11 protein-coding genes are annotated in these 13,552 nt (G+C 68.7%); 4 read left to right on the top strand and 7 right to left on the bottom strand.

Annotation, left to right across the window (positions count from 1 at the left end; translation table 11 throughout):
* From ADBZ9K_RS26040 to ADBZ9K_RS26030, 3 genes are read right to left on the bottom strand one after another with little or no spacing between them, the layout of a single operon-like run.
* On the bottom strand, nucleotides 1-1,269 hold the full coding sequence (locus ADBZ9K_RS26040; protein WP_526625147.1) for a hypothetical protein: 1,269 nt from the start codon (nucleotides 1,267-1,269) through the stop codon (nucleotides 1-3).
* Complete coding sequence (locus ADBZ9K_RS26035) at nucleotides 1,266-2,417, bottom strand: sulfotransferase (protein ID WP_526625642.1); 1,152 nt, start codon at nucleotides 2,415-2,417, stop codon at nucleotides 1,266-1,268. Before ADBZ9K_RS26035 ends, ADBZ9K_RS26040 begins: the two co-directional genes overlap by 4 nt.
* Before the next feature lie 28 nt (nucleotides 2,418-2,445).
* Nucleotides 2,446-2,889 carry a nuclear transport factor 2 family protein gene (locus ADBZ9K_RS26030; protein ID WP_526625145.1) on the bottom strand — a complete coding sequence of 148 codons (444 nt, stop codon included), beginning with the start codon at nucleotides 2,887-2,889 and terminating at the stop codon, nucleotides 2,446-2,448.
* A 58-nt stretch (nucleotides 2,890-2,947) separates the two neighbouring features.
* Between ADBZ9K_RS26030 and ADBZ9K_RS26025 the strand changes: the two genes are divergently transcribed.
* A complete protein-coding gene (locus ADBZ9K_RS26025; protein WP_526625144.1) occupies nucleotides 2,948-3,847 on the top strand; it encodes an SDR family NAD(P)-dependent oxidoreductase in 900 nt (299 codons plus the stop codon).
* A 9-nt stretch (nucleotides 3,848-3,856) separates the two neighbouring features.
* Here ADBZ9K_RS26025 and nhaA read toward each other — a convergent pair whose 3' ends face one another.
* The 3 genes from nhaA to ADBZ9K_RS26010 are packed head-to-tail and all read right to left on the bottom strand — an operon-like array spanning nucleotide 3,857 to nucleotide 7,440.
* On the bottom strand, nucleotides 3,857-5,671 hold the full coding sequence (gene nhaA / locus ADBZ9K_RS26020) for a Na+/H+ antiporter NhaA (protein ID WP_526625142.1): 1,815 nt from the start codon (nucleotides 5,669-5,671) through the stop codon (nucleotides 3,857-3,859).
* The gene (locus ADBZ9K_RS26015; protein ID WP_526625141.1) at nucleotides 5,668-6,780 is read right to left on the bottom strand and encodes a glycoside hydrolase family 76 protein; all 1,113 of its coding nucleotides are present in this window, start codon (nucleotides 6,778-6,780) and stop codon (nucleotides 5,668-5,670) included. The genes nhaA and ADBZ9K_RS26015 overlap by 4 nt, the downstream gene beginning before the upstream one ends.
* A 15-nt stretch (nucleotides 6,781-6,795) precedes the next feature.
* Nucleotides 6,796-7,440 carry a TrmH family RNA methyltransferase gene (locus tag ADBZ9K_RS26010; protein ID WP_526625139.1) on the bottom strand — a complete coding sequence of 215 codons (645 nt, stop codon included), beginning with the start codon at nucleotides 7,438-7,440 and terminating at the stop codon, nucleotides 6,796-6,798.
* A 604-nt stretch (nucleotides 7,441-8,044) separates the two neighbouring features.
* On the opposite strand from ADBZ9K_RS26010, the gene ADBZ9K_RS26005 reads away from it, so the two are divergent.
* The 3 genes from ADBZ9K_RS26005 to ADBZ9K_RS25995 are packed head-to-tail and all read left to right on the top strand — an operon-like array spanning nucleotide 8,045 to nucleotide 12,767.
* On the top strand, nucleotides 8,045-8,797 hold the full coding sequence (locus ADBZ9K_RS26005; protein ID WP_526625137.1) for a hypothetical protein: 753 nt from the start codon (nucleotides 8,045-8,047) through the stop codon (nucleotides 8,795-8,797).
* Entirely contained in the window at nucleotides 8,794-10,932 is a 2,139-nt protein-coding gene (locus ADBZ9K_RS26000; protein WP_526625136.1) for an Rv1355c family protein, read from the top strand. The genes ADBZ9K_RS26005 and ADBZ9K_RS26000 overlap by 4 nt, the downstream gene beginning before the upstream one ends.
* Before the next feature lie 38 nt (nucleotides 10,933-10,970).
* Nucleotides 10,971-12,767 (top strand): putative bifunctional diguanylate cyclase/phosphodiesterase, encoded by a 1,797-nt coding sequence (locus ADBZ9K_RS25995; protein ID WP_526625640.1) that lies wholly within the window; start codon nucleotides 10,971-10,973, stop codon nucleotides 12,765-12,767.
* A gap of 13 nt (nucleotides 12,768-12,780) precedes the next feature.
* Here the strand turns inward: ADBZ9K_RS25995 and ADBZ9K_RS25990 are convergent, their stop codons facing one another.
* On the bottom strand, nucleotides 12,781-13,542 hold the full coding sequence (locus ADBZ9K_RS25990) for a hypothetical protein (protein ID WP_526625135.1): 762 nt from the start codon (nucleotides 13,540-13,542) through the stop codon (nucleotides 12,781-12,783).
* Nucleotides 13,543-13,552: the final 10 nt, after the last annotated feature.

The raw sequence follows: 13,552 nt of genomic DNA, 5'->3' as shown, positions 1-13,552 counted from the left end.
TTAGTTGGCCCTCTCGTTCGGGGTGCCCTCGGGCAGTCGGCGAAGATACGCCTTGCGCCGGGCGGCCAGTTGTTCGGCCCGCTGCTGCGGGGTCAGCCGCGGCAGGCCGGGCACCTCCTCGTCGAGGCGGTCGAGTGCGACGACGCGGCCGTGCGCGCCCAGATCGGGGCGCGGCGCGCCGCCGTCGAATTCGGCCATCCGCAAGGTCAGGACACCCTCACGCAGGCCGTCGGAGTCGATCCAGTTCGCCACGCCGGGGTCGACCGGACAGATCACGAAGGTGTAGCTGCCGTCCTCGTTGGCCACCGACTGCGCCTTGTTCAGGCTGCCGGTGCGGTCGACGATGTCCAGCGTGGTGCCCCAGATGTTGCTCAGCGGGACGGTGAAGTATTCGGCGCCGCCGTCATTGACGTCGACGACGAAAGCCTCATCCTGGCCTAGGTCGATCCGGCCCATCACATACACCTGATTACGCATCGCGCCGACCTTGTCCGCCGACCAGGCCAGGTTGAAGTGGTTGGCCGGCATCTTGTAGATCCCGTGACTGAGCTTGCCGGTGAAGTTCGCGAAATGGGCCATCATCGCCGCGGTCGCCTCGGCCTGCTCGTCGAGGGTGCGGGCCGGGGTCGCCGGGGGCCCGCCGAGGCGCTCCACGGTGATGTGGTTGGGATCGTCGCGCTCCCAATCCAGTAGCACGTCGCGGATGTAGAACTCGTGGGCCGCCGGGGATGTCTGCACATGGTTCACCCGCCCGTCGGCCGGCCCGGAATCCACCGTGATGGTGTAACTGCCGTCGGCGTCGACGTCCATGGTCCGGCCGTTGAGCACCGCGACGGTGCCCATGTTGGCGTCCCAGAGGGTGAAGTAGTTCTCCGTCATGCGGTTGCGCCCGACCCGCCCGCGAATCTCATAGCGCTCATCACCGGAAATCGGGATCACTCGATACACGGTGTCTGGATTGTCGATGCCCCAACGAGATCCGGGAATCTGGTGGCCGGCCACCGGGTGCGCCAGCCGGGTGATGCAACTGACCTTCGGGCGCAGCTTGTCCTGGTTGGACGACCAGACGGCCGCCGAGAACATCACCTCGGCGTAGGCCGCGTCGAACCGCTCCCGCATCGCGTCGGAGGGGTTGGCGCGGCTCAGCCAGTTCTGCGCCACCGACCGGTATGCCTGCCTGACCACCGGATGCTCGGTCAGCTCCAGCGCGGCCAACTCCTGTGCGTGCTGCGACGCGGTCGCCACTGGGTCGTCAATGCCGGCACTCATCCCGACTCCTCTCCGAAGCGCTTGTTGTACAGGGCGAAACGTTCGTCGACGTCCGCATCGGTCAGCCCGTAGGCGGCCAGATCGTAGGGGGGCCGCGCAACCTCGCGCGGTCGGTTTGCCAGCCAGTCGGCCATCGCGGCGGCCGCCACGTCCGTCAACGCCAGACCGACCGCCTCGTACACCCGGCTCACCTGGCCGATCGGATCGGCGACGGCATCGGCGTAGTGGATGTCGGTGACCCGGGAAGACTCGTCGGCCCAGCTGTCCCGCACCGCCATCGCCCGGTCGTTGGTCCAGCCCATCCGTTCCAGCCACTGCGCGCCGACCCGGTGGGTGTCGACCCGGTCGGCGTGCATGCCGTGCAGGGTGGCATTCAGGCTGGCGCCCGAGGCGACGGTGGCGCGCGGATCGCGATGCATGTGCACCACGTGCACGTCGGGGAACTGCGAGCGCAGCGCGCCGAGGTAACCAAGGTGGGCCGGTGACTTCAGCACCCAGCGCGCCGCGGTGACCCCGCGCCGGCGTTTCTGCCACTGCAGGAACCGCAGCATCCGGTGTAGATGGGCATAGGCGGGAGCGAAATCCTGTGTGTTCAACCAGGATCGGTAATGGGGCAGGTGGGCGCCGGACTCGGGGACGTGCGACAGGAACGCGTCGGCCAGGAAGACGATCTCCTCTTCGGCCTCCAGCGCATACATCGGATGGATGGCAAACAGCTCCGGCGCGAGTTGACGGGTCTTGTTCTCCCGTTCCCCGCTGACCGCGATGCGCGGGTCGACGCCGGCGAAATCGTAGCCGAGTTTGGGAGCGGCCTCGACCACCTCCCAGCCGCGCGCACAGTGCAGCCGCGCGTCGGCGGCGAGCAGCCGCTGCAGCAGGGTGGTGCCGCTGCGCATCATGCCGACCACCACGATCGGCGCGGCGATCCGCTCGTCGAGGATCTCGGGATGGCGGCGAATCCACTCCTGCGTGCGCAGACGCATCCGAAGGCTGTGCACCAGACCGGAACGCAGGAGGTGCTCGCCGACCGCGTTCAGGCCGGCGTCGGCGTAATCGTCGAGTAGCACCGCCAGCGGCGAGTCGAAATCACCGGGACCCCAGTCGCTCAGGCCCTCCTTGCGCTGCGCGTCGGCCAGCACAGCCGCCATCGCGAACGTCCCCTCGGCGCCCACCGGGTCAGAACTTCAGATGCTGACTGACGTCGCCGACCTGGTCGACGAACATGGTGCGGGAGTCGAACCACCACGTGCCGTCGACGCGGTGAAAGGTGTCGTGGTAGTGCCCGGTGACGATCACCTGCAGCGGAAGATCGGGCGTGGCCTGGGTGACACAGTAGTAGGACTTACTGCGCGCGGTGCCGGCCTGCTCGTCGATGTGCAATTGCACATTGCTGGTGTTGTGCTTGGTCTTCGGTGTGCCGTCCTCATAGAGGCGGGTGGCCATCTGGTACATCTGCCGCACCCGCTCGCACCCGGCGAACACCGTCTCGGGTGGGCCGTTCTCCACCCCGCAGATCCGCCCGTGGGTGAACAGCTCGGCGACCCCGTCGATGTCTCCGGCGTCGAGCAGTTCGGCATAGGTGTAGATGAGGTTGGTGATGGTCTGCGCGCTGTCACTCATTACGGGCATGATGGCAGAGCCGATGCTTAGTGGGTCTTGTTTTTCGAGAATCGGCGTTATGCTCGCCGGCGTGACACAGTGGTCGCCGAGCCGACTCGGCAATCTGACCGGCAAGCGGATCATCGTGACGGGCGCGACCAACGGGGTCGGGCTGGGCACTGCCCGAGCCCTCACCCGGGCGGGGGCACACGTCATCATGGCCGTCCGCAACACCGCGCTCGGGGCCCAGCGCGCTGCCGAGATCGGGGGCTCCACCGAGGTGATCGCGCTCGATCTGGCCGATCTGGCCTCGGTGCGCGGCTTTCCGGACCGGCTCGACGGCGAGGTCGACATCCTGATCAACAACGCCGGCGCGTTGAGCGAGCAGCGCCGCGAGACCGTGGACGGCTTCGAACTGACGCTGGGCACCAACCTGCTCGGCCCGTTCGCGCTGACCAACCTGCTCGGTGATCGGGTCCGCTCGCAGATCATCAACGTCTCGTCCGGTGCGCACCGGACCGCGACGCTGCACCTGGACGACATGCATCTGCGCAACCACAAGTGGACGACGATGGGCGCCTACGGCGCCTCGAAGCTGGCCGTCATGCTGTGGGGCCTGGAACTCGACCGGCGCCTGCGGGCAGCCGGCTCCCCCGTCGTCAGTCACCTGGTCCACCCCGGCTGGGTGGCGTCCAACCTGACCCATACCTCCGACTCGCCGTTGATGTCGTTGGCGCACAAGGTCGCCAAGGCCGCCGGCGACCGGTTCGCCAACGACATTGACGAGGGCGCGGCGCCGACCCTGTTCTGCATCAGCGAGCCGATCCCGCCCGGAAGCTACGTCGGTGCCAGTTCTCGGCTGGGCCTGGGCGGCGAGCCAGCCCTGATCGGGCGGACACCAGCGGCCTGCGACTACGACACCGCGGCCCGGCTGGTGGCCTTCGCCGAGCAGGAGACCGGTACCGCGATCCCACTCTGAGCCGACCCGTCACGTGGGGCGGCTGGCCTCCAGTGCGCGGATCAGACTGGCCGAATCCCACGGTCCACGGTGGCGGGTGCCGTTGACGAAAAACGTCGGCGTGGAGTTGAGGTCCATCAGCTCGGCGTCCTGCGCGTCGTCGTCGACACGGTGCAGCACCCGCGCGGAGTGCACATCCTCGTCGAATGTGGCGATGTCACAACCGACTTGGTCGGCATAACGGTAGATGTGTTCCCACTCCAGGTGGTCCTGGAACTCGAACATCATCGTCCCCATCTCGAAGAACTTGCCCTGCAGTGCGGCCGCCTCACTGGCTCGCGCGGCGTCCATCGCGCGCGGGTGCGGCCGCTCCAGCGGCAGATGGCGCCACACGTAGCGCAATTGATCGCCGAAGTGGGCGCGTACCTCGTCGATCGATCCGGTGGCCCGGCTGCAGAACGGGCACTCGAAGTCGCCGTACTCCACCAGCGTCAGGGGCGCGTCGGACGACCCCCGCAGATGGTCACGGGCCGGGTCGACTTCTCGGACGAGTTTGAGCCCGACCGGAACCGGCGGGCTGAGCCAGTCGGTCAACCGGAAGATGGCCCATCCCAGCACGACCGCGATGACGGATGCGGCCAGCACGCCGACCCGGGCCAAGTCCGCCGAGTGCGGATCCTTGATCGCCAGGTCGACGATGAACAGCGAGATGGTGAACCCGATCCCGGACAGCGCCGCGCCGCCGGCCACCCGCCGCAACGTCAGGCCCGGCGCCAGCCGGCCCAGCCCGGTGCGCTGCATCAGCCAAGTCGCGGCGGTGATGCCCACCAGCTTGCCCACCACCAGGCCGGCCACCACACCCCAGGTCAGCGGTGAGCGAGCCGCCGCAAGGACGGTGTCGGTGTCCAGCCGCACACCGGCGTTGGCCAGCGCGAACAGCGGCAGCACCCCGAAGGACACATACGGGCCGAACCCGGTCACCAGCCGCTCGTTGATCGAGATCGAGTCACGCAGGCTGCGGGTGGCGGCACGCGCGTACTGCGAGTTCGGTGACTGCCGGAACGCCTGGATGACCTCGACGGCAGCTTCCACCCGCTGGCGTTCGGGAGTGAAGACCGGAATCAGCAGCGCCACCGCGACACCGGCCAGTGTCGGATGTACACCGCCGGCGAACAAGGCCAACCACAGCGCCACCGCGAGAACGGAATACGCCAGGCCGCGGGTGGCCGGCGGCAGGTAGCGCACGCCGATCAGGGCGGCCAGCAGGACGACGGCGATCAGCAGCGGGACGACCTGCACGCGTTCGGAGTAGAACACGGCGATGGCGGCCAGCGCCCCGACGTCGTCGACCACCGCCAAGGTGAGCAGGAAGGTGCGCAACCGCGCCGGATATTTGGGTGCAATGATCGCCAGCGCACCGACCAGGAATGCGGTGTCGGTGGATATCACCACCCCCCACGCGCTGGCCTCGTCACCGGATGGGTTGAACAGCAGGAAGATCAGCGCGGGCAGGGTGAGCCCGGCGATCGCGGCCACCACCGGCACCAGGGCACGGGTGCGTTCGGTCAGCTCACCGATGGTGAACTGCGCCTTCACCTCCAGCCCGACGATGAAGAAGAAGAAGGCCATCAACGCGTCGTTGACGAGTTCCTTGACCGTCAATTCGGCGTGTCCGGCACCGAAGCTCAGCCCCACCGGCGTTTCCCAGAACTCCGAATAGGTATGGGCCCAGGGCGAATTCGCCCACACGATCGCCACGATGGTGAAGATCAACAACAGCGCCGCGGCGGCGTTCTCGCCGAATCGCTTGGCCGTCGGGTCGCGACTCAACCGGCTTCCCCTCACGCTGTCACCGTATGCGCAGCCTCCATCAGCATCCAACCCGACAGCTGTACCGACAGGTCGCGTTCCGGCGTCTCGGAGGAGTTCACCGCTCCTTCGACGAACTGCGCCTGGGCCCCAAGCGAAGTGGGAATCTCGGCGGTGCGGTCCCAGAACGCCGCGAACAGCGGCAAACCGTCGACGTCCTGGCGGTTGTCCCACGCGGCGTGGGCCGAGGCCAGCACGACGTCGCGGGCGGCCGCCCGGGCCGCGTCGTCCTCGGCCGAGTCGCCGGGAAGATCGGTGGCGGCCAACGCCAGATACCGGGCGGTGATCCCGGCGAACAGGCCGCCGTCCCCGCCGCCGGCGCCCTGCAGGACCCCTCCCGGCGCCATGTGCTCACCGATGGCGGCCACCAGGCGCCGCACCCGCGCCGGGTGACGATCGTCGTGGGTGCGCGACGCCAGTTCGGTTTCCAACCCCAGCACCACACCCTGGCAGTAGGTGTACTGGGCGCGCACCAGCGAGCCACCCTTGATGCCGTCGAACACCAGCTGGGTTTCCGGGTCGATCAGCGTCTCGTCGATCCAGTCGGCCATCTGCTGGGCCCGGCGCAGCCGTTCGCCCTGAGAGGTGAGGTAGCGGGCCAGGAAGATCCCGGCCGGCCCGTTGGCCGGCGCGTTGAAGAACTGATCCTGTTTGCGCCACGGGATTCCGCCGCCGTCCTCGGGCACCCAGGCCTTGACGAACTGCTCCGAGAGCGTCTTCAGCGCGCCGGCCCGCTCGATGCCGGCCAGCCGGGCGGCCCGCTCCAGCGCCAGCGCCAGCCAGGCCATGTCGTCGTAGTAACTGTTGGTCCAGCGGCCGTTGTTGCGCAGCCGATGGCCGCGGATCTGCCTCCTGATCGTGCCGAGCCGCTCCGGCCGCGGGTCGCGCACCTGAGCGTCGAGCAGGCAGTCGAGCAGGTGCGCCTGCCACCAGTAGTGCCAGGTGCCGAACGCGCGATCACCGCGGGTGGCCGGCCAGGCGACGACGCCGAGCTGCGTCCCGGGTACCCCCCACAGCCGGCGCAGATGCCGTTTGGCGATGGCCGTTTCTGCGCTGGCCGCGCGGTTCGCCCAGAGCTGATCCATGCGATGAATCCTGCCCTACCAAGCCTGGGAAAGATCGGCCCATTGCCTGATCCAGGTGTGCATCGCGATTCCGGCCGCGACCGCGGCGTTGATGCTGCGGGTCGATCCGAACTGGGCGATCGACACCGTGACCGCCGCCCCGGACTGCGCCGCCTCGGAGATGCCCGGACCCTCCTGGCCGAACACCATCAGGCAGTTCCGCGGTAGCTCGGTGGTTTCCAACGGCACCGCACCGGCGACGTTGTCGACGGCGACGACCGTCAACCCGGCGGCCGCGGCGAAGCTCAGCAGTTCATCGGTGCTGTCGTGATGGGTCAGGCGTTGGTAACGGTCGGTGACCATCGCCCCGCGCCGGTTCCACCGCCGGCGCCCGACGATGTGCACGGTGTCGACGGCGAAGGCGTTGGCGGTCCGGACCACGGCACCGATATTGGCGTCGTTGCCGAAATTCTCGATCGCGATGTGCAGCCCATGCCGGCGTTGGTCGATGTCGGCGATGATCGCCTCCCGCGTCCAGTAGCGGTAGGCGTCCACGACATTGCGGGTGTCACCGGCACGGAGCAGGTCCGGGTCATACCGGGGATCGTCGGGCAACGTCCCCGCCCAGGGACCGACACCCGGTGCGCCGGTGCTCCATTCAGTCGGCCCGGCCTCGGTCACGGGACTCCGGCGACAGTCATGCAGTGTCCGCACAACGTCGAATCAGCAACCGGGCTGGGCCGGTCCGGCCGCGACGACCTCGCCCGGGCTGCACCGTCGCTGAATTTGCTGACATCGGTCACCGCACCGCGGACCACAATCGCCCGGATCGAAGGCCCCGCGGCACCGTCCGTGCGGACGGTTCCACGTCGTCGCGGGGCGCCGTCGGCGGTCCCCGCGGCCGGTGCGATACGGGTCACGCCCCGCCCTTTCTGGCCCTTCGGCCGCGTCGTCGACTTCAGATCCGGCCCCCGAGTGGCCGGTAATGACAATCCGGGTGCCGACGATGACGAGTGTAGGGTCTGCGACCCGCTCAGTAGCTCGTTCGGCGCTGACCTCGGATGTTGTCCAGTTCGCGGTTCGCGGTGGCTCCCGTGCCAGGTGGTGTTCGCCGCTAGCCGCGCCGGTTACCCCCCGTTAACCAGGGGTTTTCCGGCCAAGAGGTGGAGTAAGGGCAGCCTTCGACGAGATACTGATACTTGCAAGTCCGAGTAATTTGCGCCCGCGCAAGGCCGGCTTTCCCGGCCAAAACCCGGTCCGCAGTTCAGCCGATAGATGGGAAACGATGAACGCTTCAGCGCTGGACTTCCCGGACCGAACGCTCTACCGCCTGCCGGCAACCATTAGCTGGCGTGACGCGGATACCGGTTGCACTCTGGTGCTCGCGCAGCCCGACGACGAGCCCGAGCTATGGGAGGGCTACGTGCAGGGAGCGTTGCGCAGCTACCACAAGCACGGCGTGGAGGACGCCCTCGACCTCGCCTCGTTCAGCGACGGTCGCGACACCACCCTGTTCTACGCCGCGCTCGACGAGAACGGCCGGATGCTGGGCGGCCTGCGGGCCAAGGGCCCCTATCTGCACGCCGACGAATCCCACGCGATCGTCGAGTGGGCGGACCAACCCGGGCAGGCCGCTGTCCGCAAGATGATCACCGACCGTTTGCCGTTCGGCGTCGTGGAGATGAAGTCGGCCTGGGTCAGCGACGAGCCCGCTCGTAGCGGCGCGCTGACCAGAACTTTCGCCCGCACCGCCTTCCCGACGATGAGCCTGCTGGGTGCGCAGTTCATCCTGGCCACCGCCGCGGCGCACGTGCTCGACAGGTGGAGCACCTCCGGCGGTGTGGTGGCCGACAAGATCCCCGCCGCCCCGTATCCGAACGAGCGCTACCGCACGAAGATGATGTGGTGGGATCGGCGCACGTTCGCCAACCACGCCGAGCCGGGTCAGCTGGCCAAGATCGTCGCCGAGATGCACATGCTGGCCTCGATCTGCGAGGAGTTCGGCGACTTCGGGCCCCAATACGGGAGCGGCATGTGAGTTTCGACGTCTCCGCCGACGCCGGCGCGGACGCGTTCAGCGCACGAATCCTGCTCAGCACCGACCCTGCAGACAACGCCGTGCTGACCCGGCTGCGCGACGATCCTCGCATCGAGGTCGTCGACCGCGGCTCGGAGTTCACCTCCGGGCTGCGTGCCCTGCGCCCCGCACCGGACGCCGATCTGCTGACCGAGCCGATGCGCTGGGCCCATTACCCGTGGCGGCGCGCGGTGGTGGCGGTGCCAGGACCGCGCGCGTTCGCACGCCTGCGGCTGGACCGCAACCGGAACATGGTCACCACCGGCGAGCAGCAGCGGCTGGGTGCGCTCACGGTCGGCGTGGTCGGGCTTTCGGTGGGTCATGCGATCGCCCACACCCTCGCCGCGCAGGGGTTGTGCGGGACGCTGCGACTGGCCGACTTCGACGAACTCGAGCTGTCCAACCTCAACCGGGTGCCGGCGACCGTGTTCGACATCGGGGTGAACAAGGCCATCGTGGCCGCCCGACGGATCGCCGAGCTGGATCCGTACCTGACGGTGCAGGTGCTGACCGCGGGTGTGACCGTGGACTCCATCGGCGAGTTCATCGACGGGCTCGACGTCGTGGTGGAGGAGTGCGACTCACTCGACATCAAGGCCGCCGTGCGCGAGGCCGCGCGGGCGCGACGGATTCCGGTGCTGATGGCCAGCAGCGACCGCGGCCTGATCGACGTGGAGCGCTACGACCTGGAACCGCAGCGGCCCATCCTGCACGGCCTGCTCGGCGATCTCGGCGTGGCCGATCTGGCCGGTCTGAGCGGCGCCGACAAGGTGCCCCACGTCCTGCGGATCGTCGACGCGCAGCGGCTGTCCGACCGGGGTGCCGCCTCACTGGTCGAAGTCGGCCACACCTTGTCGACCTGGCCCCAGGTCGCCGGCGACATCGCGGTCGGCGCGGCGACGGTGGCCGAGGCGGTGCGCAGGATCGGCCTCGGCGAGCCGCTGCCGTCGGGCCGGGTGCGTGTCGACGTGTCCGGCGCGCTAGACCACCTCACCGAACCAGACCCACCGCAGCCGGTGCCGGAACCACCCGATGTTCCTGTGGAACAACAGGATTCAACACCAGTAGCAATCATCGCGGCCGCCGCCGGGCGCGCCCCGTCCGGGGGCAACATGCAACCGTGGAAGATCGTGACTGAGGATGGTTCAGTGACCGTCGCGCTCGACCCGAAGTACACCTCGGCGATGGACGTCGCCTACCGTGGCAGCGCCGTCGCGATCGGGGCGGCGGCGTTCAATGCCCGGGTGGCCGCCGCGGCACAGGGAATGACAGGCCCGGTCAGCATCACCGAGGACGGCCCAACCGACCCGTTGCGGGCGGTGATCCGGCTCGCCGGAGGCCGCGACGACGCTCTGGCGGCGCTGTACCGCCTCATGCTGGACCGGGAGACCAATCGCCACCGCGGCACGCCGTCGCCGGTGACAGCGACAACCGTGACCGCGCTGCAGGCCGCGGCGCGCGGCGAAGGCGGCACCCTTGCGCTGCTGACGGCGCGCGAGGAGATCGAATCGGCGGCGGCGATCCTGGCGGCCGCCGATCGGATCCGCTACCTGGAGCCGCGCCTGCACGCCGAGATGATCTCCGAACTACGCTGGCCCGGCGATGACGCCGTCGACGGCCTCGACATCCGCAGCCTCGAGCTCGGCCCCGCCGACGTGGCGACCCTCGATATCCTGCGCCGCGGCGACGTGATGGCTCGCCTGGCCCAGTGGGACGCCGGCCAGGCGCTGGGTCGAGACGTCACCGAACGGGTGCAGGCCAGCTCGGCGCTCGGTGTCGTCACCGTGACCGGGCACACCCTGACCGACTATGCCCGGGGCGGGGCCGCCGTCGAGGCGGTCTGGATCGCCGCCCAGCAGCACGGCCTGGGCGTCCAGCCGGTGTCCCCGGTCTTTCTCTACGCGCACGGCGCCCGCGACCTCGACGAGCTCGCTCCCGGCCATGTCCCGGCGTTGCGGGCCCTGCAACGGCGGTTCCGGGTGTTGACCGCGACGGGCCAGGAGGAATCTCAGGCGCTGGTCCTGCGGTTCATCCACGCCCCCCGCCCGTCGGTGCGCAGCAGGCGCCGCCGCCCCGTCGAGCGGCTGGGTCGGTGAGCCTCGAGAACCTCGTCACCAGCGTGGCCACCAAGCTGATGGCAGCCACCTCGGCGACCTCGGTACAGGTGAGCCAGGAGGTGCTGGCCGAGCTGGTGGCCTCCTTCGGGGTCGACGTCAGCTTCCTGCGCTACAACGATCACTCGATCCGGGCGACCAAGCTGATCGCCGAGTGGCCGCCGCGGCCGGAGGTTCCCGACCCCGACCCGCTCGGGGTCGTCTTCTTCGCCGACGCCGACCCCATCTTCGCCGCCGCCGAGCACGCGAAGGAACCCGTCTTCTTCTCCCCGGATCCGACACCCGCCGATGCCGACGACTATCAGCGCCGCGTGCAGGAAGCCAGCGGTGTCGTCCTGCCGTCGCTGGCGTCGGTGCCGCTGCTGTCGGGGGACATCACCACCGGGGCACTAGGTTTCATCAAGTTCGGCATCAAAGACTGGTCCACCGAAGAGCTCAATGCGCTCAAGGCGATTGCCTCACTGTTCGCCCAGGTCCAAGCGCGTGTCACCGCCGAGGACCAGCTGCGCTACCTGGCCGAGCACGACGATCTGACCGGCCTCTCCAACCGGCGGGCACTGTTGGCTCACCTCGATGAACGGCTCCGGACGGGCCGACCCGGTCCGGTGGCCGCGCTCTTCCTCGATCTCGACCGGCTCAAAGCCATCAACGACTACCTCGGCCATCACGCCGGCGACCGGTTCATCAGGGCCTGCTCGAAGCGACTGCGGGAAGAAACCGGCGACGGCGACGTCATCGCCCGGCTCGGCGGCGACGAGTTCGTGGTCGTGCCGGCCCGGCCGATGGACGCCCAGGCCGCGGAGCAGCTGGCCGGTCAGCTTCAGCAGCTGCTCTGCCAGCGCGTCGCGATCGGCAATGAGCTCCTCACCCGGACGGTCAGCGTCGGTGTGGCACTGGGTTTTCCGGGCCAAGACACCACATCCGACCTGTTACGCCGGGCCGACCAAGCCGTCCTCAATGCGAAGAATGCGGGCGGCAACAAGATCGCGGTGTTCACCGAGGACATGTCGCTCAAGACTGAGTTCCGCAACGACATCGAGCTGCGCCTGCAGGGAGTCATCGAGACCGGGGCACTGACCCTGCACTATCTGCCCGAAGTCGACATGCGCACCGGCGAGATCCTCGCCGTCGAGGCCCTGGTGCGCTGGCAGCATCCGACGCGCGGCCTGCTGTATCCCGACTCGTTCATCCCGATCGCCGAATCGATCAACCTGGCAGGCGAATTGGGCCGTTGGGTGATGCGCGCAGCGTGTGAGCAGTTCAGCCGGTGGCACGCCGAAGGAATCGGTGCCGACACGGTACTGCGGCTCAACGTCTCACCGGTGCAATTGGTGACCGACGGATTCGTCACGCTGGTCGCCGACACCATCGCGGAGTTCAACCTCGACAGCAGGTCGGTCTGCCTGGAGATCACCGAGACGGTGGTGGTACAGGACATCGAGACCACCCGCATCACCCTGGCCGGCCTCAAGGAGGTCGGCGTACGGATCGCCATCGACGATTTCGGCACCGGCTACAGCGTGCTCACCCACCTGAAATCACTTCCGGTGGACACCCTCAAGATCGACCGCAGCTTCGTCCGCGAACTCGGCGTCAACCCGGGCGACCTGGCCATCGTGCGGGCGGTCATCGCGCTGGCCGAGGCCTTCGACCTGGAACTGGTGGCCGAGGGCGTGGAGACCCCCGCGGCCGCGCTCACCCTGCTGCGACACGGCTGCCATCGCGCTCAGGGATTCCTGCTGTCTCGTCCGCTGCCCGCGGATGCGATGGCAGGATTGTTCGCGAAAAAGCGCCTGCCGGTGGACTTCTCGGCATAGCCGTCGCCCTGATTCAGCCTCCGGCGAGCAATTCGACCCGACCGAAACGGCTCGCTGTGCGGCTCACGATGGCGACTTGCGTTGGGCAGCTGCGCAACTCGGCTTGCACCGGCCAATCCGCCGGCACCGGACCGGCGGAGAGCGCCACGCCCGCGGTCGCCCGCACCAGGCGGGTGCCCGCCGAGGTGCACAGTGCCGCGCCGGCGACTTTCCCGTACTCGAAGATCAGGTGCTCGAGCTGCGTGCCACCTCCCTCGTCGACGCCACAGTCGCGCGCCCGCTCACGCAGCCAGTGCGTCAGTTCGAGGCCGGGACGATCACTGTCGGGCCGGAAATCACCGAGCAGGCCGGCGCGGATCAGGTCGCCGGACTGCGCGCGCATCGCGGTCATCGACTCGGGCACGTGGCTGTAGATGATCCCGAACGGTGACACGGCACAGCGCGCCGACCAGTCCCGGAGCCGGGACCCGAAGAACGGCTCGATCGTGGCGCGACGGCCCGTCTCGACCACCACCGGGCGCGCCTGGACGATCGGCACCGCCAGGTCCTCGGGCAGCGGCGTCAACGGACCGAGATCGTCGGTCATCGCCTCCAGGTACTCGACAGTCCCGGGATCGGCCGGCAGGGCCATATCGGCCAGCTCCACCGTCAGGTCGAGTTCGGCGCAGAAAATCGCGTGCGCGAGAACGCCGGGCCCCGTGCCCGCGCAGATGACATCAACGACGTCGTCCCAGTCCAGGTCCGAGTGTGCCAGGGCTTCGTCGTTGATGCTCACCGCTGCCAGT

The organism is Mycobacterium sp., from assembly GCF_965229265.1.
GTDB lineage: Bacteria > Actinomycetota > Actinomycetes > Mycobacteriales > Mycobacteriaceae > Mycobacterium.
This window is presented reverse-complemented; position numbering and strand designations above follow the sequence as displayed.

Bases quoted from the DNA above. Each gene is read 5' to 3' on its own strand.
- ADBZ9K_RS26040 (WP_526625147.1), bottom strand. From the start codon at position 1,269: ATGAGTGCCGGCATTGACGACCCAGTGGCGACCGCGTCGCAGCACGCA.
- ADBZ9K_RS26035 (WP_526625642.1), bottom strand. From the start codon at position 2,417: ATGGCGGCTGTGCTGGCCGACGCGCAGCGCAAGGAGGGCCTGAGCGAC.
- ADBZ9K_RS26030 (WP_526625145.1), bottom strand. From the start codon at position 2,889: ATGAGTGACAGCGCGCAGACCATCACCAACCTCATCTACACCTATGCC.
- ADBZ9K_RS26025 (WP_526625144.1), top strand. From the start codon at position 2,948: ATGCTCGCCGGCGTGACACAGTGGTCGCCGAGCCGACTCGGCAATCTG.
- ADBZ9K_RS26015 (WP_526625141.1), bottom strand. From the start codon at position 6,780: ATGGATCAGCTCTGGGCGAACCGCGCGGCCAGCGCAGAAACGGCCATC.
- ADBZ9K_RS26005 (WP_526625137.1), top strand. From the start codon at position 8,045: ATGAACGCTTCAGCGCTGGACTTCCCGGACCGAACGCTCTACCGCCTG.
- ADBZ9K_RS25995 (WP_526625640.1), top strand. From the start codon at position 10,971: ATGGCAGCCACCTCGGCGACCTCGGTACAGGTGAGCCAGGAGGTGCTG.